The sequence below is a fragment of the Mangrovicoccus sp. HB161399 genome, from assembly GCF_013184745.1.
GTDB lineage: Bacteria > Pseudomonadota > Alphaproteobacteria > Rhodobacterales > Rhodobacteraceae > Mangrovicoccus.
Window position 1 is genome coordinate 62075 of the sequence record NZ_JAATVU010000023.1, and the last position, 20910, is coordinate 82984.

20 protein-coding genes are annotated in these 20910 nt (G+C 69.0%); 16 read left to right on the forward strand and 4 right to left on the reverse strand.

Annotated elements, in window-relative coordinates:
- Nucleotides 1–54: 54 nt before the first annotated feature.
- The 11 genes from HCC78_RS14720 (at nucleotide 55) to HCC78_RS14770 (ending at nucleotide 9935) form a co-directional block, all read left to right on the forward strand.
- On the forward strand, nucleotides 55–978 hold the full coding sequence (locus tag HCC78_RS14720) for a sugar ABC transporter substrate-binding protein (RefSeq protein WP_172329547.1): 924 nt from the start codon (nucleotides 55–57) through the stop codon (nucleotides 976–978).
- A 58-nt stretch (nucleotides 979–1036) separates the two neighbouring features.
- A complete protein-coding gene (locus HCC78_RS14725; RefSeq protein WP_172329548.1) occupies nucleotides 1037–2143 on the forward strand; it encodes an ABC transporter permease in 1107 nt (368 codons plus the stop codon).
- The gene (locus HCC78_RS14730) at nucleotides 2143–2961 is read left to right on the forward strand and encodes an ATP-binding cassette domain-containing protein (RefSeq protein WP_172329549.1); all 819 of its coding nucleotides are present in this window, start codon (nucleotides 2143–2145) and stop codon (nucleotides 2959–2961) included. The genes HCC78_RS14725 and HCC78_RS14730 overlap by 1 nt, the downstream gene beginning before the upstream one ends.
- 63 nt (nucleotides 2962–3024) lie before the next feature.
- Nucleotides 3025–4140, forward strand: a complete 1116-nt coding sequence (locus HCC78_RS14735; protein WP_172329550.1) for a Gfo/Idh/MocA family protein — start codon at nucleotides 3025–3027, stop codon at nucleotides 4138–4140.
- 11 nt (nucleotides 4141–4151) lie between these two features.
- On the forward strand, nucleotides 4152–5069 hold the full coding sequence (iolE, locus tag HCC78_RS14740; RefSeq protein ID WP_172329551.1) for a myo-inosose-2 dehydratase: 918 nt from the start codon (nucleotides 4152–4154) through the stop codon (nucleotides 5067–5069).
- Between the two features lie 13 nt (nucleotides 5070–5082).
- Complete coding sequence (locus tag HCC78_RS14745; RefSeq protein ID WP_172329552.1) at nucleotides 5083–5862, forward strand: TIM barrel protein; 780 nt, start codon at nucleotides 5083–5085, stop codon at nucleotides 5860–5862.
- 113 nt (nucleotides 5863–5975) lie between these two features.
- Nucleotides 5976–6809, forward strand: coding sequence for an AraC family transcriptional regulator (locus HCC78_RS14750; RefSeq protein ID WP_172329553.1), 834 nt, complete (start codon nucleotides 5976–5978; stop codon nucleotides 6807–6809).
- Nucleotides 6810–6889: 80 nt separating this feature from the next.
- Nucleotides 6890–7792, forward strand: coding sequence for a DMT family transporter (locus HCC78_RS14755; RefSeq protein WP_172329554.1), 903 nt, complete (start codon nucleotides 6890–6892; stop codon nucleotides 7790–7792).
- A gap of 390 nt (nucleotides 7793–8182) precedes the next feature.
- Nucleotides 8183–8305, forward strand: coding sequence for a hemin uptake protein HemP (gene hemP / locus HCC78_RS14760; protein ID WP_236638030.1), 123 nt, complete (start codon nucleotides 8183–8185; stop codon nucleotides 8303–8305).
- A gap of 71 nt (nucleotides 8306–8376) precedes the next feature.
- Nucleotides 8377–9639 (forward strand): imelysin family protein, encoded by a 1263-nt coding sequence (locus HCC78_RS14765; protein WP_172329555.1) that lies wholly within the window; start codon nucleotides 8377–8379, stop codon nucleotides 9637–9639.
- A 50-nt stretch (nucleotides 9640–9689) separates the two neighbouring features.
- A complete protein-coding gene (locus tag HCC78_RS14770; protein WP_172329556.1) occupies nucleotides 9690–9935 on the forward strand; it encodes a DUF1289 domain-containing protein in 246 nt (81 codons plus the stop codon).
- A gap of 28 nt (nucleotides 9936–9963) precedes the next feature.
- Here HCC78_RS14770 and HCC78_RS14775 read toward each other — a convergent pair whose 3' ends face one another.
- Together HCC78_RS14775 and HCC78_RS14780 are read right to left on the reverse strand one after the other, a co-directional pair.
- Nucleotides 9964–10434, reverse strand: coding sequence for a Dps family protein (locus HCC78_RS14775; protein WP_172329557.1), 471 nt, complete (start codon nucleotides 10432–10434; stop codon nucleotides 9964–9966).
- A 248-nt stretch (nucleotides 10435–10682) separates the two neighbouring features.
- On the reverse strand, nucleotides 10683–11108 hold the full coding sequence (locus HCC78_RS14780) for a hypothetical protein (protein ID WP_172329558.1): 426 nt from the start codon (nucleotides 11106–11108) through the stop codon (nucleotides 10683–10685).
- A gap of 91 nt (nucleotides 11109–11199) precedes the next feature.
- On the opposite strand from HCC78_RS14780, the gene HCC78_RS14785 reads away from it, so the two are divergent.
- From HCC78_RS14785 to HCC78_RS14805, 5 genes are all read left to right on the forward strand, one after another.
- Nucleotides 11200–12696, forward strand: coding sequence for a di-heme oxidoredictase family protein (locus tag HCC78_RS14785; RefSeq protein ID WP_172329559.1), 1497 nt, complete (start codon nucleotides 11200–11202; stop codon nucleotides 12694–12696).
- Complete coding sequence (locus HCC78_RS14790) at nucleotides 12696–13703, forward strand: imelysin family protein (RefSeq protein ID WP_172329560.1); 1008 nt, start codon at nucleotides 12696–12698, stop codon at nucleotides 13701–13703. The genes HCC78_RS14785 and HCC78_RS14790 overlap by 1 nt, the downstream gene beginning before the upstream one ends.
- Before the next feature lies 1 nt (nucleotide 13704).
- A complete protein-coding gene (locus tag HCC78_RS14795) occupies nucleotides 13705–14805 on the forward strand; it encodes a DUF1513 domain-containing protein (RefSeq protein WP_172329561.1) in 1101 nt (366 codons plus the stop codon).
- A gap of 187 nt (nucleotides 14806–14992) precedes the next feature.
- Nucleotides 14993–16324: a trigger factor gene (gene tig, locus HCC78_RS14800; RefSeq protein ID WP_172329562.1), complete on the forward strand. Its 1332-nt coding sequence runs from the start codon at nucleotides 14993–14995 to the stop codon at nucleotides 16322–16324.
- Nucleotides 16325–16517: 193 nt separating this feature from the next.
- Nucleotides 16518–17165 carry a hypothetical protein gene (locus HCC78_RS14805; RefSeq protein ID WP_172329563.1) on the forward strand — a complete coding sequence of 216 codons (648 nt, stop codon included), beginning with the start codon at nucleotides 16518–16520 and terminating at the stop codon, nucleotides 17163–17165.
- Nucleotides 17166–17476: 311 nt separating this feature from the next.
- Here HCC78_RS14805 and HCC78_RS14810 read toward each other — a convergent pair whose 3' ends face one another.
- Together HCC78_RS14810 and HCC78_RS34820 are read right to left on the reverse strand one after the other, a co-directional pair.
- The gene (locus HCC78_RS14810) at nucleotides 17477–17908 is read right to left on the reverse strand and encodes a hypothetical protein (RefSeq protein ID WP_172329564.1); all 432 of its coding nucleotides are present in this window, start codon (nucleotides 17906–17908) and stop codon (nucleotides 17477–17479) included.
- A 208-nt stretch (nucleotides 17909–18116) separates the two neighbouring features.
- A complete protein-coding gene (locus HCC78_RS34820) occupies nucleotides 18117–20777 on the reverse strand; it encodes a DEAD/DEAH box helicase (RefSeq protein WP_172329565.1) in 2661 nt (886 codons plus the stop codon).
- Nucleotides 20778–20910: the final 133 nt, after the last annotated feature.

Sequence of the window (20910 nt, forward strand, 5' to 3'; positions counted from 1 at the left end):
CCGCGCGCAACGGCGGGGGCTGCCCGCCATCCAGACCGAACAGGGAGGAACCCCATGAAGACGCTTCTCGCAACCGTGGCCACGGCCGCGACCCTTGCCGCCATGCCGGCGCTGGCCACCGACATCATCGTGGTCGCGCATGGCCAGGCCAACGACCCGTTCTGGTCGGTGGTCAAGAACGGCGCCCAGGCGGCAGCCGAGCAGACCGGCGCCAATGTCGATTTCCGGTCGCCCGAGACCTTCGACATGGTGCAGATGAGCCAGATGATCGATGCCGCGGTCAACCAGGAGCCCGACGGGCTGGTGGTCTCGATCCCCGATGCCGACGCGCTGAGCCCGTCGATCCAGCGCGCCGTCGAGGCCGGCATCCCGGTCATCTCGATGAACTCGGGCGGCGATGTCGCGCATGAGCTGGGCATCAAGCTGCATGTCGGCCAGTCCGAATACGACGCCGGCGCCGCGGCGGGCCGCAAGCTGGCCGAGATGGGCGGCACCAAGGGCATCTGCGTCAACCAGGAAGTCGGCAACGTCTCGCTCGACGCGCGCTGCGCAGGCTTCGCCGAGGGCTTCGGCGGTCCGGTCGAGGTGATCCCGACCATGAACGATCCGGCCGAAGTCCAGGCCAAGGTCCGCGCCGCGCTCGATTCCGACGAGGAGCTGGACACCGTGCTGGGCCTCTCCGCGCCGCTGGTGGGCGAGCCGGCCGTGCAGGCGGTCGAGGCGATGGGCCTCACCGGCGAGGTGCTGGTCGCGACCTTCGACATGTCGCCGGGCTTCCTCGAGGCGGTGGCCGACGGCAAGGCCGCCTTCGCCATCGACCAGCAGCAGTTCCTGCAGGGCTACCTGCCGGTGGTCTTCCTCGCGATGAATGCCGAATACGGGCTGATCCCCGGCGGCGACGTGCCTTCCGGCCCGAACCTGGTCACCCAGGAAACCGCCGCGATGGTGATCGATCTGGCCGCCCAGGGCATCCGCTGACCGCCCGCCCCGGCGCGTCCTTTCCCGCGCCGGGGATCCCCATCAAGAGGACACCGACATGCCCGCAGATGCTGCAATGGCGATGGACGAGCGGATCAAGACCGAACCGTTTTTCGCCCGCCTGATGAAACGACCCGAGCTTGGCGCCATCGGCGGCGTCATCCTCGTCACGATCTTCTTCATGATCACCGCCGACAGCTCGATGTTCACGCTGTCCGGGATCATGAACTTCCTCACCCCTGCCGCCCAGCTTGGCATTCTCGGCATCGCTGCCGCGATGCTGATGATCGGCGGCGAGTTCGACCTGTCGATCGGCTCGATGGTCGCCTTCGCGGGCATGATCTTCGGCGTGCTGACGGTCAATCTGGGCCTGCCGCTGATCCTGTCGATCCCGCTGACCATGGTCTTCGCCGCCGGCGTCGGCGCGGTGAACGGCATGATCGTCATCCGCTCGGGCCTGCCCTCCTTCATCGTGACGCTGGCCGGTCTCTTCATCCTGCGCGGCGCCTCGCTGGTCGGGCTGAAGCTCTTCACCGGCGGCTCCACCCAGCTGCGCGGCGTGCGCGAGGCGGTCGAGGGCGATATCCTGGCCCCGGTCTTCTCCGGCGACGCCTTCGGCTTCGTGTTCCGCTGGCTGTCGGAGATCGGCTTGATCGAGAAATTCCGCTCGGGCGCGCCCAAGGTTCCCGGCATCCCGGTGGAAATCCTCTGGTTCGTCCTGGTCGCGGCCGTCGCCACCTACGTGCTGCTGCGCACCGCCCGCGGCAACTGGATCTTCGCCGCCGGCGGCGACCGCAACGCGGCCTCGAACTCGGGCGTGCCGGTCGACAAGGTCAAGATCGCGCTCTTCATGGCCACCGCCTGCGCTGCCGCGCTGGTCGCCGTCATCACCGTGATCGACAGCGGATCGACCGATGCCCGCCGCGGCTTCATGAAGGAATTCGAGGCGATCATCACCGCGGTCATCGGCGGCTGCCTGCTGACGGGAGGCTACGGCTCGGCCATCGGCGCCTTCTTCGGCGCGATCATCTTCGGCATGGTCACGATCGGCCTGACCTACACCAATTTCGACCAGGACTGGTTCCAGGTCTTCCTCGGCGGCATGCTGCTGATCGCCGTGCTCTTCAACAACGCCATCCGCAAGCGCGTGACGGGGGAACGCTGATGACCATCGACACCAAGTTCCACCATGGCGATCCGGTCAACGTGGCGCCGATCGTCGAGATGCGGGGCATCGAGAAGCACTTCGGCAATGTCATCGCGCTGAACGGGGTCTCCTTCGACATCCGCCCCGGCGAGTGCCACTGCCTGCTGGGCGACAACGGCGCGGGCAAGTCGACCTTCATCAAGACCATGTCGGGCGTCCACAAGCCCACCAAGGGCGAGATCCTCTTCGAAGGCCAGCCGATGTCGTTCTCCAGCCCGCGCGACGCGATGGAGGCCGGGATCGCCACGGTGTTCCAGGACCTCGCCATGATCCCGCTGATGAGCGTCACCCGCAACTTCTTCATGGGACGCGAGCCGAAGAAGGGCGAGGGCATCTTCCGCCGGATGGATCTGGGCGCGGCCAACGACATCTGCGTGGAAGAGATGCGCAAGATGGGCATCAACCTGCGCGGCCCCGACCAGGCGGTCGGCACGCTTTCGGGCGGGGAGCGCCAGACGGTGGCCATCGCCCGCGCGGTCTATTTCGGCGCCAAGGTTCTGATTCTCGACGAGCCGACCTCCGCGCTCGGCGTGCGCCAGACCTCCAACGTGCTGGCGACCATCGACCGGGTGCGCAAGCAGGGCGTCGGCGTGGTCTTCATCTCGCACAACGTCCGCCATGCGCTGGCCGTCGGCGACCGCTTCACCGTGCTCAACCGCGGCAAGACGCTGGGCACCGCCACGCGCGGCGAGATCACCCCCGAGGAACTGCAGGACCTGATGGCCGGCGGGCAGGAGCTGGCGCAGCTCGAAGGCTCGCTCGGCGGCACGATCTGACCTCCCCCTGGCGGGCCGTCCTCTCCCCGGCCCGCCGCCTTTCTTCCCCCCCGAGGTTTCCCGATGGCTTTTCCGATGCCCGACCGCCCGCTGGGGGTCTGCCTGATCGGCACCGGCTTCATGGGCAAGTGCCATGCCATGGCCTGGCGCAATGTCGCCACGGTCTTCGGCGGCGCCCATCCGCGGCTGGAGATCCTCTGCGACACCCCCGCCGACAGGGCAGAGGCCTTCGCCGCGCAATTCGGCTTCGCCCGCGGCATGGCCGACTGGCAGTCGGCAGTGGCCGATCCTGCGGTGGATGTCGTGTCCATCACCACCCCGAACGGGCTGCACCGTCCGATGGCCGAGGCCGCGCTGGAGGCGGGCAAGCATGTCTGGCTGGAAAAGCCGATGGCGCTGACGCTCGAAGATGCCGGGGCGATGGCCGCGCTCGCGGCGGGGCGCCCCGGGCAGGTGACGATCCTCGGCTACAACTACCTGCGCTCGCCTGCCTACCAGCAGGCGCAGCGGCTGGTGGCGGAGGGCGCCATCGGCACGCCGCACAGCTTCCGCGGCGTCTATGACGAGGACTATTCCGCCGATCCGGACCTGCCATGGTCCTGGCGGCTGACCCGCAGGGGCGGCGGGCTGGGCGCGCTCGGCGATCTCGGCTGCCATCTCGCCAGCCAGATGGTCGGACTGATGGGGCCGGTGGCGGAAGTGACCGCCGTCACCTCCACTCCGATCGGGCTGCGGCCCTCGCCGGAGGGCATGAAGCCGGTGGAGAATGACGATACCGCCCATGCCATCCTGCGCTTCGTCTCTGGCGCGACCGGCAGCTTCGCCACCTCGCGCATCGCGCCCGGGCGCAAGTGCCGCCTGCAATGGGAAATCCACGGATCGGAGGGCACGCTGTCCTTCGACCAGGAAAACATGAACGAACTCTGGCTGCACCGCAGGGGCGCGCCCGGACTGGCCCGGCTGCTCTCCGGCCCGGAGCAGCCCGACTTCGCCGCCTTCTGCCCGGCGCCGGGCCACAATTTCGGCTTCAACGAACAGAAGACCGTCGAGGCGCGCGACCTTCTGGCCGCGATCGCAGGCGGCAAGGCCAAGGGTCCGGACTTCGCCGCCGGGCTTTCCATCGAACGCATCATCCACGCCATGGCCGCCTCCGAAGGCCGCCCCGTGGCGCTCACCTGAAGGACATCTCCATGATCCGTTTCGGCACCAATCCCATCGCCTGGGCCAATGACGACGACCAGAGCATCGGCGCGGACATTCCCACCGGGCGCATCCTCGAGGAGGCCGGCCAGATGATCGGCTTCGACGGGATCGAGAACGGCCATCGCTGGCCCGAGGACCCGGCACAGCTGAAGGCGCTGCTCGGCAGCTACGGGCTCGCTTTCATCTCCGGCTGGTACTCGACCGAGCTGCTGACCCGTTCGCTGGAGGACGAGATCGCCGCCGTGCAGCCGCATCTGGCCAAGCTCAAGCACAATGGCTGCAAGGTCTGCGTCACCTGCGAGACCTCGAACGCGATCCATGGCGACCCGGCGAAGCCCGTGAACGGCAAGCCGGTTCTGAGCTCCGGCGAGATGGCGGATTTCGGCGCGAAGATCGAGGCCTTCGCTGCCTATCTGGCCTCCGAAGGCGTCACGCTCGCCTATCATCACCACATGGGCACCGTGGTCGAGACGCCGGAGGAAATCGACGCCTTCATGGCCGCGACCGGTCCGGACACGCATCTGCTGTTCGATGCGGGACACTGCACCTTCGGCGGCGGCAATCCCGAGGAGGTCCTGGCCCGCCATGTCGCCCGCGTCGCGCATTTCCACGCCAAGAACATCCGCCCCGAGATCACCGCGCGGGTCCGCGCCGAAGGGATGAGCTTCCTGCAGGGCGTTCTGGCCGGGGCCTTCACCGTGCCCGGCGACCAGGAGGGCGGGATCGACTTCAAGCCGCTGCTGCAGATCCTCGCCGACAACGGCTATGAAGGCTGGATCGTCATCGAGGCCGAGCAGGACCCGCATGTCCGAAACCCGCTGCTCTACCAGACCCTCGGCCTGCACACGCTGAAGCGCCTCGCCGCCGAGACCGGCCTGACCCACCGTGCCGGCAAGGCCGCCTGAAGGAACCCGCAAGATGACGACATTCCCGCTTGCCGCCTGCGCCGAGATGATCTGGCAGGACCGCCCGATCGAGTGGCGCTGCGCACGGCTGAAGGAAATGGGCTTCGGCGTCGGCCTGTGGAATTGGCCGGACCATGACCTCGCCAAGCTCGAGGCCACGGGCGCCGAGTTCACCATCATGAACGGCTACCTGACCGGGCGGCTGGCCGATGGCGAGGGCGCGGACGAATTGCTGCGCTCGGCGCGCGAGACGGCGCAGGTCGGCAAGCGGCTGGGCGTCGCCCGGCTGAACCTGCACGGCACCGGCCTGGGCGAGGGCGGTCTGCCGGTCGTTCCCTGCGAGACGGTGACGGGCGCGATGTGGCTGAAGGCGCGCGACACGCTCTGCCGCATCGCCGAGATGGCTGAGGAGGAAGGCGTGACCTTCACGCTGGAGAACCTCAACCTGCCGGTGGACCATCCGGGAACGCCCTTCGGCCGGGCCGAGGACACGATCGCGCTGGTTTCGTCGGTCGACCATCCGCGGCTGCGGCTGAACCTCGATCTCTACCATGTGCAGATCGGCGAGGGGAACCTGATCGAATGCTGCCGCAAGGCGCTCCCGTGGATCGGCGAGGTGCAGGTGGCCGACGTGCCGGGCCGCTGCGAGCCGGGCACGGGCGAGATCAACTATGCCGCCATTGCCCGCGCGCTGGCCGGCATGGGCTATTCCGGCCCCGTGGGGATGGAAGCCTTCGCCGCGGGCGATCCCGAAGCGGCCTTGGAGGCGTTCCGGGCGGCCTTCACCCTCTGACCGCCGCTTGGCGGGGCGGGGCCCGGCGCTCCGTCCCGGCCGGTTGCCGCGGGTTTGACCGGCTGCCGTCCCGCGGCTAGACAGATGGCGGCGATGCAGCGGAGGACCGGGCCTTGGAGCGGACGCAGACAGGCCGGCAGCGGGAATGCGCGACTCTGCGCGCGCATCCGGATCTCTTCGGCATCGAGACGCTCTCCGCCTCCTATGTGACCCATGCCTTCAAGCCGCATTCGCATGACGAGTATCTCTTCGGGGTGATCGAGGGCGGCGTGCATGCCGTCTGGTGCCGGGGCGAGATGAACCGCGTGCCGCAGGGATCGGTGGTCACCATGCGGCCGGGCGACATCCACCATGGCGGCGCCGGCGGCGATGCCGGGTGGCGGCAGCGCATGATCTATGTCCCCGAAGCCGGGATGCGCGCGCTGGTCGAGGACCTGGCCGGGCGGGCGCCGGCCGGAACGCTGGATTTCGCGGCGGCGTTCCATGCCGATGCCGGGCTGGCGCGGCACTTTGCGGCGCTGCACGAAATGCTGCATGTCCCGGGGCAGGCACTGGCGCGGGATGCCGCGCTGGACGCGCTCCTGGGCAGCGTTCTGGCACGGCTGGCGCCGCAGGTCCTGCGCCGCGAGGCGCGGGCGGACGGGCGCATTGCCGATGCGGTCGAGTACCTCGCGGCCAATGTCGACGGAGATGTCACGCTTGCGGAGCTCTGCGCGGTCACCGGGTTGCGGCGGCGGCAGACCATCGAGGCCTTCCGCCGCGCCACCGGGCTGCCGCCGCATTCCTGGTACCTGCAGGCCAAGATCCGGCGGGTCCAGGCGCTGCTGCGCGGCGGGCTGCCGCCAGCCGCGGCCGCCGCCCAGGCGGGCTTTGCCGACCAGAGCCACATGGGGCGCCATTTCCGTGCCATCACTGGCGTGACGCCCGCGGCCTACGCCCGGGGCTGAGGCCGCACTTTCGTTCTATCCGCCGCTCCCGCGCCCGGCCTAAGCCGCTCCGGGCCGCAGCGCGAAGGACGGGGGCAGGAATGGCAGTGCAGAAATCGAGGGCGGCAGGGGATGCGGCCGCATGGGCCGAGCTGGCAGTGCTGGGCGTGGCCCTGGTCTGGGGGGCGAGCTACCCGGTGGCCAAGGGCGCGCTGGCGCATATGCCGGTCCTGGTGCTCATCTTCCTGCGCTTCCTGCTGACGGCCGCCGTCATGTCGTCGCTCGCCCGGCGCGAGCTTCGCCGGGCGCCGCGGCGGGACCTGGCTGCTGCCATGGCGCTTGGCGTGATCCTCACGGGCATCTTCTTCGCCGAGACCTGGGGCGTGGCGGCGACCTCCGCGGCCAATGCCGCGCTGATCATCTCGCTCTGCACCGTCTTCACGCCCTTCCTCGATTACGGCCTGCGGCGGCAGCTGCCGCCGGGCGGCGTGATTCTCGGGGCGGGCATTGCCGTCGGCGGGGTCGGCGCGCTGGCCGGAGGCCCGGCCGGTTTCGGCGCGGGGGACCTGCTGGTGCTCTGCGCGGCCGGGCTGCGCGCGGCGATGGTGGTCGCGACCAAGCGGCTGACGGCCGGGAGGGCGCTGTCCTCCGCCGCGCTGACGGCGGTGCAGTCCGCCACGGTGGCAGGGCTGGCGCTGATCCTGATCGCCGGGCTTTCCGGGCCCGGCGTCCTGCGCGCCGCGGCCGTGCCGGAGGCCTGGATGGCCGTCGCCTTCCTGTCGCTCTTCTGCACCATCGGGGCCTTCTACGTGCAGAACGCGGCGGTCCGGCGCAGCAGCCCGACCCGCGTGAGCTTCCTGATGGGCACCGAACCGCTCTTCGGCCTCGCCCTGGCCTGCCTGCTTCTGTCGGAACCGGCGGGTCCGGCGACGGTGGCTGGCGCGGGGCTGATCGTCGGAGGCACGTTTCTGGGCCTCGCCTCCGAGCGCCGCGGCAGGAGCTGAGGGCCGCCCCGGGGCACGGCGGCGACCGCCCGAAATTTCGGCAGTTGCGGCCGGGCCGGGCAAGGAGGGCGGCAAATTAATGTCCGAGCAAAAAACTCGGATTGTCAATTCCGACAAAACTTGTCAGGGTAAGACTCGTTACAGCCACCCCTTGCCGTGCCTTGGGGAAGCCGATGGATTCCACCGGAGACCCGAGATGCACATGACCGACACCGGAGCCCAGCCAATGTCCAGGCCAGCCCCGTCCGCCGTGCCCCGCGAGCGGGATGCAGGCGTCGGGCGCCTGGCCCTGCCGTCGCTGGAGGCGCTGCTGGATTGGCTGGAGACGCGCAGATGACCTACATGACCAAAGCAACCCCATCCCCCGAAACCGTGATCCGGCGCGACGGCATGCCGCCGCTCTACGATGCCCGCGGCCTGACCGATGGCGGCCAGATCGCGCTGCTCGAACTCGACGGCCAGATCTACACGCTGCGGATCACCCGCTCTTCCAAACTGATCCTGACCAAGTGATCGGGACCGCCCCCTGAAGCCCCCGGCGCCGCGGCGCCGCTGCCACGCAGACAAAGACCAAGGACATTGCGATGCCCAAGACCTTTCTGACCTCGACCGCCCTGGCCGCAACGCTGGCGGTTCCCGCCTTCGCCGTCGAGAAGTCCGACGTGCTCAACAACTACATCGACATGGGCCAGGCCAAGTTCGAGGACAGCCTCAGCACCGCCCAGGTGCTGCAGGAGAAGGTCGCGGCGCTGATCGCCGAGCCCTCGCCGCAGGCGCTGGACGCGGCGAAGCAGGCCTGGCTGGCGGCGCGCATTCCCTACCAGCAGTCCGAGGTCTACCGCTTCGGCAACCCGATCGTCGACGACTGGGAGGGCAAGGTGAATGCCTGGCCGCTGGACGAGGGGCTGATCGACTATGTCGACGACAGCTACGGCGGGCCGACCGACGAGAACGAGCTGGCGGCGCTGAACGTCATCGCCACGCCGGAATTCACGGTCGGCGGCGAGACCGTCGATGCCACCGAGATCACGCCGGACTTCATCGAGGGCACGCTGCACGAGGCCGACGGGGTCGAGACCAACGTGGCCTCGGGCTACCACGCGATCGAATTCCTGCTCTGGGGCCAGGACCTGCATGGCCACGAGGCCGGCGCCGGCGAGCGTCCCTGGACCGACTATGCCAAGGGCGACGACTGCACCCACGGCAATTGCGACCGCCGCGGCATGTACCTGCAGGCGGCCACCGACCTGCTGGTGCGCGACCTGGAATACATGGCGGCGCAATGGCAGGAGGGCGGCGAGGCGCGCGAGACGCTTCTGGCCGATGTCGATGCCGGGATCGTCGCGATCGTCACCGGCATGGGCTCGCTGTCCTATGGCGAGCAGGCGGGCGAGCGGATGCGGCTCGGCCTGATGCTGAACGATCCGGAGGAAGAGCATGACTGCTTCTCCGACAACACCTACAACAGCCATTTCTACGACGGCGTCGGCATCCGCTCGGCCTATATCGGCAGCTATACCCGCGTCGACGGCACCAAGGTGGAGGGCCCCTCGCTCTCCGCGCTGGTGGCCGAGGCCGATCCGGCGCTGGATGCCGAGGTGCGCGCCAAGCTCGATGCCACGGTCGATGCGCTGCTGCAGATGAAGATCGCGGGCGATGCGGGCTTCAAGTACGACATGATGCTGGAGCGCGGCAACGCCGCGGGCGAGGCGCTGATCATGGGCGGGGTGAACGGCCTCGTCGACCAGACCCGGTCGATCGAGCGGGTGGTCTCGGCGCTGTCCATCGACGCGGGCGAGTTCGAGGGCTCCGACAGCCTCGACAACCCGTCGGCCGTTTTCCAGTAACCCCGAACGCCGGGCGGGGACGCCGTCCCCGCCTGCCAGGAGATCCCGGGATGGGCAGCAAGCTTCCCTCGCCGTGTCTGGACGTGTGCAAGTTCCGCCTCGAGGGCGGGCGCTGCATCGCCTGCGCGATGACCAAGAAGCAGAAGAAGGGCTACAAGGGCCTGTCGAAGGACAAGCAGCGGCGGGCCTTCATCCTCGATCTGCTGGAGCAGCAGGCCGAGGCGAAGTCGGCGAAGGGCTGGCAGCGGGCCTATCTTCGAAAATGCACGAAAAAGGGCGCCGAGGCGCCCTTCTGATCCGGTCCGGCCGGGCGGGTGCCGCGGCTCAGTCGAGATGCGATTTCAGCATCCAGGCGAATTTCTCGTGGACCTGCCCGCGGGCGATGCAGAGATCCTCGGTCAGCGTGTCGCCATGGTCGGCCGCCAGCTCGCCGGCGCCGGCCAAGGTCTCGGCGACGATCTGCTGGGCTTCCAGCATGTAGGCGATCATCTCGCGGTCGGTGGCCCGCCCGTCATGCTCCTTGACCTTGGAGCGCTCGACCATACCGGCCAGCATCCCCTCGGCATGGCCGCCGAGCATGCGGACGCGCTCGGCCAGGTCGTCCTGGCCCTCGAAATGGTCCTCGTAGATCTTCTGGAACAGGTCATGCAGCGGGCCGAAGGCCATGCCCTTGACGTTCCAGTGGAAATTCTGGGCGAGCATGGTTGTGACGGCGGTTTCGGCGACGCATTGGTTCAGCGCGGTGCAGATCGCGGTCTGGGCGTCTTCTCCGAGGGCGGCGGCGGTCTGGGTCATGTCGGGCCTCTCACGTCAAAAAATACGGAAACTGTGCTGGCTGGCGCTTGGCTGGCTGTGCGGGCTGGCGGATGGCTGGCTGTTCTGGCTGGCCCGCGGCTCGCTGTCGGACTTAGAACTATTCCAGATCGCGCCGGATGCAAGGAGAAAAAACCCGACAAAAAGTCTTTTCTCTCCGGCGCTTATGCTGCGCCGCAGCCTGAGTGAAATGGTATGGATTTTGCTTGGGCGCCGCGGCGCGGGGCGGATCAGGCCGCCCGGTCGGGGCGCGAGACCAGCCCGTGCAGCAGGAAGGCGACCGAACGGCGGTAGTCATGCGGCACGCGGCGGCGCAGCAGGAACGCGACCGAGTCGTGGTCGCCCGCTTCCAGCCGGTCGATCAGCCGCATCAGCCAGTCCTCGTCGAAGCTGGTGGCCTCGCTGCCCGCGCGGTGGAAGACCGGCCGCTGGCCGAGCGCCTGGCCCAGGACGCGCAAGAGCGCGCGGGCGAAGACGATCGGCGCGCGCTCTGCATCCAGCGTCAGCAGTGAACAGGCGCGGAAGAAGTCCAGGCGCGGCGCGGTGCGGGCGCGGGCGGCCTCGCGGCGGATCAGGTCCAGCCGCTCGTCCGGACGGGCCGGCAGCGGCGCGGCGGTTTCAGGAAGACTGCTGAAAACACTGGCGGTCTGGGGCATCGGGCCGTTCCATCCTCGGTTCGTCTGTGCCATTTCGCTGGCATCCGGCAATTCCCGACTGTATTTATCAGGAAAAGCCCGTGTTGAGAAGATGCCCGACAGAAAGATTCTGGTATTGCCGCTTCTGGTCGCAGTCCCCGCCCTTGCGGAGCCTCTGGCCGTCCTGCCCCGCAGCGCCGAAGAGGCGGCGCGGGTGGCTGAGGTGACGGCGCCTGCGACCGGCTTCGGCAGGCCGGAACCCTATGAGGGCAATCCTGCCGGAGCATCCACCGTGCCAGCGCTGGCCGGCGGCAAGGCGTTTTCCAAGCCTTCCGCCGGGATGGATCCGGTGCGGGAGCTGGATTTCATGGTCGGCAAGGCGCTGTTCGAGAAGCTCTGGGTCGCCTCGCCGTCCTCGACCAAGGCCTCCGACGGGCTGGGGCCGCTGTTCAACGCGCGCTCCTGCCTGCAATGCCATATCGGCGACGGGCGCGGGCACCCGCCCTCCGAGCCCGGCGCGCATGGCGTGTCGATGTTCCTGCGCGTCTCGATCCCGGCGGAGCAGGCATCCAACGGCATCGAGGGCTGGATCGCCACCGCGCCCGACCCGGCCTACGGCTTCCAGCTGCAGGACCAGGGCAACCGCGGCATCCCCGCCGAGTACCGGATGCAGGTCACGTACGAGGAGGTTCCCGTCGCGCTGTCCGGCGGCGAGACCGCCAGCCTGCGCCGTCCCGCCTATGCCGCGGAGGAACTGGGCTTCGGCCCGCTGCATCCGGACGCGATGCTGAGCCCGCGGGTCGCGCCGCCGATGATCGGCCTGGGTCTGCTGGAGGCGATCCCGGCGGAGGACATCCTCGCCCATGCCGATCCCGACGACCTGGACGGCGACGGCATATCCGGGCGTGCGTCCTTCGTGCCCTCGCGGGAGACCGGGAGGCCGGAACTGGGCCGCTTCGGCTGGAAGGCGGGTTCGCCCTCGGTGCGGCAGCAATCGGCGGAGGCGCTGTCGAACGACATCGGCATCTCATCGCCGCTCTTCCCGCATCATTGGGGCGACTGCACCGAAGCGCAGGAGATCTGCCGCGGGGCGCCGGACGGCGGCGATCCGGGGCAGGGCGGGCATGAGATCGACGCGGGCGGGCTAGACCTGGTCGCCTTCTACGCGCGCAATCTCGGCGTGCCCGCGCGGCGCGGCCTCGACGCCCCCGAAACCCTGCGCGGCAAGCAGGTCTTCCACGAGACGGGCTGCATCTCCTGCCATGTGCCGAAATTCGTCACCGCCCGGCTGGAGGACCAGCCCGAGCAGAGCTTCCAGCTGATCTGGCCCTATGGCGATCTGCTGCTGCACGACATGGGCGAAGGGCTGGCCGACCACCGCCCCGAGGGCCGCGCGACGGGGCGCGAATGGAAGACGCCGCCGCTCTGGGGCATCGGGCTGGCGCAGCAGGTGAGCCCGGACGCCGCGTTCCTTCATGACGGCAGGGCGCGTAGCCTGCTGGAAGCCATCCTCTGGCATGGCGGCGAGGCCGCGCCGCAGCGCGACGCCGTGATCGCCATGCCCAAACCCGACCGAGACGCGCTGATCGCGTTCCTGGAGAGCCTTTGATGCGACACCACATCCTTGCCGCCTGCCTCGCCGCCTGTCCGCTCTGGGCGGCAGCCTCGCCGCAGGACATCCTCGACACGGCCGTGGCCGACCATATCCAGCCGGGCTTCGACGCGCTGGCGGACCGGGCCGGCGCGCTGGCGACGGCCTCGGACGGGACCTGCGATCCGGCCGACGAGCACCTGCGCCGCGCCTTCAACGATGCCTGGGATGCCTGGATCCGGATGAGCCACCTGCGCTTCGGGCCGACCGAGTTGGACAACCGAGCGTTCTCCTTCGGTCTCTGGCCGGATGCGCGCGGCTTCATCCCGAAGACGCTGCAGGGCATGATCTCGGCCGAGGACCCGGCAGTCGACGACCCGGAGGCCTTCCATGACGTGTCGATCGCCGCGCATGGCTTCAACGCGCTGGAATTCATGCTCTACGATCCGGATTTCGCCGATGCGGGAGACTACGGCTGCCGCCTGACCCGCGCCATCGCCCTAGACATCGCCGCCACCGCGCGGGTGATCGCCGACGACTGGCACGGGGACTATGCCGCGGAATTCGCCCATCCCGATGCCGATGCGCCCTACCGCACCGAGACCGAGGCGCTGGGGGCGCTCTTCACCTCGGTGACGACCGGGCTGCAATTCACGGAGGAGGCGCGGCTGGGCCGCCCGATGGGCGAGTTCGACCGGCCGCGCCCGACCCGCGCCGAGGCCTGGCGGTCGCAGCGTTCGGTCCAGCACGTGAAGCTGTCGCTGGACGGGACCGAGGATCTGGCGCTGATCATGGCGATGGATTTCCCCGAGGACGCAGCGTCGGTGCGCACGGCCTATGACCGCGCCTTCACCACGCTCGACCGTCTCAGCGATCCGGCGCTCGGAGAGGTGGCCGACCCGATGGGCCGGTTCCGCGTCGAGACCGTGCAGCAGCGCATCGGCGACGTGCGCGCCGATGTCATGGAACATGTGGGCGGGCCGCTCGGGCTCGCTCAGGGCTTCAATTCGCAGGACGGAGACTGACATGGCATCGCGACGCAGCTTCCTCACAGGACTTCTTGCCGCCGGCGCGCTGCCGCGCCCGAGCTGGGCCGATGCCGGCGCCCCGGACGTCATCGCCGCGGGCAAGACCGGCAGCGGCGGATACGTGATCTGCGGGCTCCGCGCCTCGGGCGAGATCGTGTTCCGGCTGCCGCTGCCGGGCCGCGGCCATGCCGGCGCCGCGCATCCCGAGCGCCCCGAGGCGGTGGCCTTCGCCCGCCGCCCGGGCACTTTCGCGGTGGTGATCGACTGCCGCTCGGGCGCGGTGATCTCGCAGCTCGAATCGCCGGAAAGCCGCCATTTCATGGGGCACGGCACCTTCTCGGCGGATGGCAGCCTGCTCTACACGCCGGAGAACGCCTATGACCTCGGCGAGGGGCGGATCGGCATCTGGGACGTGGCCTCGGGCTACCGCCGGATCGGCGAGTTCTGGTCGGGCGGCGTCGGCCCGCACGAGGCGCTGTTCCTGCCGGGCACGCAGGTGATGGCGATCGCCAACGGCGGCATCGACACCCATCCCGACAGCGGCCGGGCCAAGCTGAACCTGCCGGTGATGAAGCCGAATCTGTCCTATGCGACCCCGGAAGGCGAGATCCTGGAGACCGTCGACCTGCCGCCAGAATGGCACCTGAATTCCATCCGCCACCTTGCGGTGCGCCGGGACGGGCTGGTGGCGGCGGCGATGCAGTGGGAGGGCGACATTGCGCAGGCGCCGCCGCTGCTGATGCTGCACCGGCAGGGCGGCGCGCCGGTCTTCGCCTCCTTCGGCGGAGACGAGCACCGGCAGATGCAGGGCTATGCCGGGTCGGTGGCGATGTCCGCGGACGGGCAGGTGGTGGCGATCAGCTCGCCGCGCGGCTCGCTGGTCCAGAGCTTCGATGCCGGCACCGGCACGCCGCTTGCCAGCCTTGCCGAGCCCGATGTCTGCGGCCTGGCCCCGCTGGGCAGCGGGCTTATGGCCACCGCCGGCACCGGCCGGGTGACGCGGATCGAGGACGGGCGGCTGGCCCGGCTGGCAGAGCAGCCGGTGTCCTGGGACAACCATGTCGTGGCGCTGCATCCGCAGCATGAGTCTCACGCCTGAGGCGGCGTGCCGCAACGGGGCGGGGCTCCGGCCTGCAAAGTGCCGGATTCCGCCCCTGCGGAGGGTCCCATCGCCCTTGTTTTTCTGTCTCCGGGCGCCCCCCGCTGCCGGCAGGGGTTGCATCGGACCGTCCTTGCCCATACACCGCCCGGCAACTCAGAGACGGCCTTTCAAGAAGGAACCCCCTATGCAGGTCACCGAGACCCTGAACGAAGGTTTGAAGCGCGGCTACCAGATCACCGTCACCGCGGCCGAGCTGGATGCCAAGGTGGTGGAAAAGCTCACCGAGGCGCAGCCTGAAATCGAGATGAAGGGCTTCCGCAAGGGCAAGGTTCCGCTGCCGCTGCTGAAGAAGCAGTTCGGCCAGCGCATCCTGGGCGAGGCCATGCAGGAGACCATCGACGGTGCGATGACCAAGCACTTCGAGGATTCCGGCGACCGCCCGGCGCTGCAGCCGCAGGTCAAGATGACCAACGAGGACTGGAAAGAGGGCGACGACGTCGCCGTCGAGATGTCCTACGAGAAGCTGCCGGAAATCCCGGAAGTCGACCTGAAGTCGATCTCCCTGGAGAAGCTCGTCGTCAAGGCCACCGATGCCGAGATCGAAGAGGCGCTGAACAACCTCGCGCAGAACGCCAAGAGCTGGGAAGACCGGATCGAGGGCGGCTATGCCGAGAAGGGCGACAAGGTCACCATGGACTTCGTCGGCAAGGTTGACGGCGAGGCCTTCGAAGGCGGCTCGGCCGAGGACTTCCCGCTGGAGCTGGGTTCCAACCAGTTCATCCCGGGCTTCGAAGAGCAGCTGGAAGGCGTGCATGTCGGCGACGAGAAGTCCGTCAGCGTGACCTTCCCGGAAGACTACCGCGCCACGCACCTGGCCGGCAAGGAAGCCACCTTCGACTGCACGATCAAGCACATCGCGACGCCGAAGCCGACCCCGATCGACGACGAGCTGGCCAAGCAGTACGGCGCAGAGTCGCTGGACGCGCTGAAGACCCAGATCGGCGAGCGCCTGGAAGCCGAATACGCCGGCGCCTCGCGCCAGGTGCAGAAGCGCAAGCTTCTGGACGCGCTGGACGCCCTGGTCTCCTTCGACCTGCCGCCGACCCTGGTCGAGGCAGAGGCAGGCCAGATCGCGCACCAGCTGTGGCACGAGGAAAACCCCGACGTGCACGGCCATGACCACCCGGAAATCACGCCGACCGACGAGCACAACAAGCTCGCCGAGCGCCGCGTGCGCCTCGGCCTGCTGCTGGCCGAGCTGGGCCGCGTGAACGAGGTCGAGGTCACCGAGGCCGAGATGACCCAGGCGGTCATGGCGCAGGCGCGCCAGTACCCGGGCCAGGAACGCCAGTTCTTCGAGTTCATCCAGCAGAACGCCCAGGCCCAGCAGCAGCTGCGCGCCCCGATCTTCGAGGACAAGGTCGTCGACTACGTGTTCGAGCTGGCACAGGTCACCGAGACCGAAATCTCCAAGGAAGACCTGGAGAAGGCCGTCGAGGCTCTGGAAGAAGAGTGATCGCGGACATCTCCGCGAACGCCAAATGGGGGGCGGGTCTTCGGACCCGCCCCTTTGCGTTGGGGCCCCACGCTCCGCTCCGGCGGCATTAACTAGTTGTTCATGCAAAACTTGAAGGAATCCGGTTCCGGCCTCCAATGGCGCCGCGCCGGGTTCGTTCCGGCGCTGGTCCTTCAAGCCTGGAGCATGGCCCATGTGCCGCTATCTTCCGCAGGCCGCCGCGGCGGTCCTCGCGCTGTCCGTTTCCGCCGCCCCGGCCTCCGTCCTGTCCGTCGATCTCGGCGGTCTCACCCTGGCGGACGGCCAGACCTGGCAATACGATCTCGATGCCGACGGCAGCCCGGATCTGAGCCTGCATGACTACTTCAATGCCCTCTCGGTGCCGAAGGGCGGCAGCTATGACAGCGAGATCGTCGCCTCGGGCATCTCCGGCACGCTGGTCACGGCCGGCGCGGCCCTTGCGGGAGGGACGCCGATCGACGCGGCGCTGGCCTACGCGGCCACCTCCAAGCTCGCCGACAAGTCCTATAACGGCGCCTCGGCCAAGGCGTCCTATGCCGGCGCCTGGGCAACGGATGGCAGCGTGACGGCAGGCTATCTGGGCTTCGCATTCCTGGCTGCGGACGGGCTGCATTACGGCTGGCTCGACCTGGCCGTGGACGGCGACGGGTCGGTCACGCTGAACCGGCTGGCCTGGGAAGGCACGGCCGGAGCCGCCATCCGCGCGGGCACCAGCGCCAGCCCGTCCCCGCAGGCGGAGGTCCCGCTTCCCGCGGCGGCCGGGCTTTTTTCGGCCGTGCTGGCCGGACTGGGGATTGTCGGCCGACGCCGCCGCGCCTGAGCGGAGGTCTGGAGCCTGCATCGCGGGTCCCGGATGGTGCCGGGGATCAGGCGGCGCGCCTGCGCAGCAGCGCCAGGCCACCGATCCCGCCCGCCAGCTGGGCGGCAGGCAGGGGCAGGCTCACCTCCGGCAGGATGCCCAGGCGACATCGTAGCCCCGCAAGTGCGAGAACACGGTGTCGGTGACGAAGGCCCTGCCATTGGCATAGCTGAAGGAAAGGGACGCGTCGTGCCCGGAGCCGCCGCCGCTCAGGACGGCCGTATCCAGCAGCGCACCGGATAGTCCCAGGCCGAGACCGTGGCCGTCGGCTGTCATAGGCTGGCAGGCGGCCGTCCGCTGCCGCGCTTGCCGCGGTCGTGGGGATAGCTCCCTGAATGGCCGGAGAGCGCGACGGACCCGAGATAGGCGCCTGTGGCGCTTCGGCGTTCGACCGTGCCGCCCTCTATCGCAACGAACACGCCGGCATTGTTCCGCACGACTGCGGACTGGTCGCCGAGCGTTCCGCCGGACAGGGTGAGATAGGGCGAGAACGCGCCGTCGGCCGTCTGCTGGCAGACGGTCGCCGAGCTCCGGGTCCGCGCATGGATCCTCCCGCCGTCGTCGGTGAAGACGGAGCGGAAATCGAGTCCCGGCGCATAGGCGCCGACGTCATTGCCCGGTGCATCGCATTTGGCGAGCCGCGTTCCGGCCGCGCTGCCGCTGGTGGCCGACCGGTAGTTGGTGCCATCGAAGGCGATGGTCATCGCGACCGGGCCCAGACCGTTCGCGAAGGTCGCAACGGGGGAAAGCTGCCGGCGCCGAAGACGGCAGCGCAAGCTGAAGAGAATGCGGAAACAGCCAGGGCCGCCGCGCAGGCAATTGCCGTCATTTTTAAAATTTCCAAACAAGAAAAGTGGGGCAGGCTGCGTGCGCAGCCTGCCCCCTGTCAATCCTGGAGTGGCCTTCCGGCGGTCAGGCCGCCGAGGCCTTGGCCGGGCGGCGCCGGTTCCGCGAGCGGCGCGGGCGGTTGGCACCGTTTCCGGGCTTGGCCTCGCCGTTCTGCGGGCGGCCGTGCTTCGGTGCGCCCGCGGGCTTGCCGCCGCGGCCGCCGCCGGATTTCGCCGGGCGGTGCGTGGCGCCGAGCGGACGCTCGCCGAAGCTAGTCTCCAGCTGGATGCCGATCAGCTTCTCGATCTGCTTCAGCTCCTTGGTCTCCGCCGAGGAGCAGAAGGCCACGGCACGGCCGTCGCGGCCGGCACGCGCGGTACGGCCGATGCGGTGGACATAGTTGTCCGGCACGTTCGGCAGGTCGAAGTTGTAGACATGGCGCACCTCGGGGATGTCGATCCCGCGGGCCGCGACGTCGGTCGCGATCAGCACCTTCAGCTGGCCTGCACGGAAGGCCTTCAGCGCGCGCTCGCGCTGGCCCTGGCTCTTGTTGCCGTGGATCGCGCCGACGGCGAAGCCGGATTTCTCCACGGCGCGGGCCAGACGGTCGGCACCGTGCTTGGTGCGGGTGAAGACCAGCGCCAGTTCGGACGGGTGGGCGCCCAGCAGGTCGATCAGGTGGCCGGTCTTCTCCGGCTGCTCGATAAAGCGGACCTCCTGCTCGATCCGGTCGGCGGTCTTGCCCGGAGGCGTGACCGAGATCTTGACCGGGTCGGTCAGGTAGGCCTGCGCGATCTCTTCCATCTGGTCGGCCATGGTGGCCGAGAACAGCATGGTCTGGCGCTGCTTCGGCAGCAGCGAGGCGATGCGGCGCAGCGCGTGGATGAAGCCGATGTCGAGCATCTGGTCGGCCTCGTCGAGCACCAGGAAGCGGGTGTCATGCAGCGACACGTCCTGGCGGTCGATCAGGTCCAGCAGGCGGCCCGGCGTGGCGACCAGCAGGTGGACGCCGCGGGACAGCTTCTGGGCCTGGCGGTTGACCGAGGCGCCGCCGGTGACGATGGCCAGGCGCAGATGCGCGCCGTCGGTGATCATGGAAAGGTTGTCGAAGATCTGCTGCGCCAGCTCGCGGGTCGGCGCGAGGATCAGCGCCTGGGCGCTGCGCAGCTTGCACTTCTGCTGGTCGTGCATCAGCTTCTGCGCGAGCGGCAGGCCGAAGGCCATGGTCTTGCCGGTGCCGGTCTGGGCGAGGCCCATGACGTCGCGGCCTTCCAGCGCGTGCGGGATGGCCTTTTCCTGGATCGGGGTCGGATCGGTGATCTTGGCGGCGGCAAGCGCCTCCAGCAGGCGGGGCTTCAGCCCCATCTGGTCGAAACTCATGAAATGATATGTCCTGTCGTGGCGGCGTCTGCGTCCGCGGAATGGGTCCGGCGAAGTCCGGGGAGGTGCTGCGGGCACCGCCGCATCTTCGGGAGCGGCGGGCGTAACCGCAGACCGGGACGGCCACAACGAAAGGAAGGGACATCCGGGCATCCGCGCATGCAAGGTGCAGGGGCACGGGCGATTACGAGACCAGCACATGGGGGCAGGACGGATGAAAGTCAACCGGAAACTCCCTGCGCCTTCGGGCAGCGTGCCGCTCCGGCTGCGGCCCGCTGCCCGGGACCCGGCGCCTCGGGACGGGAAATTCGCGCCGTCCTGCAGGTCGGCCGCCGAGATATCCTCGACGAGGACGGTCGTGGTCCCATAGCTGGACAAGGTCGCCATGCCGTCCGGCGCTTGGGCGAAACCGGTATCGGCCAGGCTTTCCGCGCCCCGGAAGACGAGGACGTCCGGCCCGGGGGCGAAATCGGCGATCACGTCCTGCCCGTCGCCGCGGTCGAAGACGAACCGGTCCGGTCCCAGTCCCCCGGTCAGCGTGTCGTTGCCGTCGCCGCCCCGGAGCGTGTCGGCCTGCCGGCCGCCGAGGCTGTCGTTGCCCGGACTGCCGTCGAGCAGGTCCCGGCCTTCGCCGCCCCTGAGGAAGTCGTCGTGCCTGTTGCCGAACAGGGTGTCGTTGCCGTCGCCTCCCTTCAACAGATCGTCGGTCGTCTGCCCATGGAGCGCGTCGTTGCCGTCTCCGCCCAGGAGCCGGTCCTGCCCGTTGCGGCCGTAGAGGGTGACATTGCCGCTTCCGCCGCCGATCAGGTCGAAACCGGCCCCGCCATGAAGGTCGTCGTTGCCGATGCCGCCATGGACGGTGTCATGGCCTGCATTGCCGCTGGCGACATCCCGGCCGTCCTGGCCGGAAACGTGTTCGTTGTCCTGGTCGCCCCGAAGCGTGTCGTCGCCGATCCCGCCTTTCAAGGTGTCCGGCCCGGTGCCGCCCGACAGGAAGTCCGCTCCCGTCATGCCGTCGAGCGAGTCGTCTCCCTCGCCGCCGGGCAGCGTATCGCCCGCGCCGGGCCCGGTCATGTTGTAGAAGAGCCCCCCGTATTCGGTGTCGCCGCATAGCGTGTCATTGCCGTCGCCGCCGTAGAGCAGGTCGCCGCCATAGATGTTGTCCGGATCGTACTTGCTCAGGCGGCTGTTGCCGTGGGCCCAGACGGAGCCGCCGAAGAGCAGAGCCGCGCCGGGCCTGCCGAACAGGGTGTCGAAGCCGAAATAGCCGAACAGCGTGTCATCGCCCGCGAGGCCGAGAACCGTGTCGTCGGCGGCGCTTCCCAGCTGGCAATTGGCGCTCAAGTTGCCTTGGTGGAAAGTCATGGCCCGCCTCCCCGAGTTGGAACCCCGAGGGCGTCAGGAAGTGCCGTGCCGTTTTCCGCTGGCGCGGCCGCTTGTCCGGCGCCTGCCACATGCGGAATCTGGCTGTCCTGCCTTCCAGATGGTGCGGCGAAAT

What these genes read in the sequence shown, in the direction of transcription:
- HCC78_RS14730 (WP_172329549.1), top strand. Translation starts at nt 2,143, where the DNA reads ATGACCATCGACACCAAGTTCCACCATGGCGATCCGGTCAACGTGGCG.
- HCC78_RS14790 (WP_172329560.1), top strand. Translation starts at nt 12,696, where the DNA reads ATGCGACACCACATCCTTGCCGCCTGCCTCGCCGCCTGTCCGCTCTGG.
- HCC78_RS14725 (WP_172329548.1), top strand. Translation starts at nt 1,037, where the DNA reads ATGCCCGCAGATGCTGCAATGGCGATGGACGAGCGGATCAAGACCGAA.
- HCC78_RS14780 (WP_172329558.1), bottom strand. Translation starts at nt 11,108, where the DNA reads ATGCCCCAGACCGCCAGTGTTTTCAGCAGTCTTCCTGAAACCGCCGCG.
- HCC78_RS14745 (WP_172329552.1), top strand. Translation starts at nt 5,083, where the DNA reads ATGACGACATTCCCGCTTGCCGCCTGCGCCGAGATGATCTGGCAGGAC.
- iolE (WP_172329551.1), top strand. Translation starts at nt 4,152, where the DNA reads ATGATCCGTTTCGGCACCAATCCCATCGCCTGGGCCAATGACGACGAC.
- HCC78_RS34820 (WP_172329565.1), bottom strand. Translation starts at nt 20,777, where the DNA reads ATGACTTTCCACCAAGGCAACTTGAGCGCCAATTGCCAGCTGGGAAGC.
- HCC78_RS14765 (WP_172329555.1), top strand. Translation starts at nt 8,377, where the DNA reads ATGCCCAAGACCTTTCTGACCTCGACCGCCCTGGCCGCAACGCTGGCG.
- HCC78_RS14755 (WP_172329554.1), top strand. Translation starts at nt 6,890, where the DNA reads ATGGCAGTGCAGAAATCGAGGGCGGCAGGGGATGCGGCCGCATGGGCC.
- hemP (WP_236638030.1), top strand. Translation starts at nt 8,183, where the DNA reads ATGCCGCCGCTCTACGATGCCCGCGGCCTGACCGATGGCGGCCAGATC.
- tig (WP_172329562.1), top strand. Translation starts at nt 14,993, where the DNA reads ATGCAGGTCACCGAGACCCTGAACGAAGGTTTGAAGCGCGGCTACCAG.
- HCC78_RS14785 (WP_172329559.1), top strand. Translation starts at nt 11,200, where the DNA reads ATGCCCGACAGAAAGATTCTGGTATTGCCGCTTCTGGTCGCAGTCCCC.
- HCC78_RS14735 (WP_172329550.1), top strand. Translation starts at nt 3,025, where the DNA reads ATGGCTTTTCCGATGCCCGACCGCCCGCTGGGGGTCTGCCTGATCGGC.
- HCC78_RS14775 (WP_172329557.1), bottom strand. Translation starts at nt 10,434, where the DNA reads ATGACCCAGACCGCCGCCGCCCTCGGAGAAGACGCCCAGACCGCGATC.
- HCC78_RS14720 (WP_172329547.1), top strand. Translation starts at nt 55, where the DNA reads ATGAAGACGCTTCTCGCAACCGTGGCCACGGCCGCGACCCTTGCCGCC.
- HCC78_RS14805 (WP_172329563.1), top strand. Translation starts at nt 16,518, where the DNA reads ATGTGCCGCTATCTTCCGCAGGCCGCCGCGGCGGTCCTCGCGCTGTCC.
- HCC78_RS14770 (WP_172329556.1), top strand. Translation starts at nt 9,690, where the DNA reads ATGGGCAGCAAGCTTCCCTCGCCGTGTCTGGACGTGTGCAAGTTCCGC.
- HCC78_RS14795 (WP_172329561.1), top strand. Translation starts at nt 13,705, where the DNA reads ATGGCATCGCGACGCAGCTTCCTCACAGGACTTCTTGCCGCCGGCGCG.
- HCC78_RS14810 (WP_172329564.1), bottom strand. Translation starts at nt 17,908, where the DNA reads ATGACCATCGCCTTCGATGGCACCAACTACCGGTCGGCCACCAGCGGC.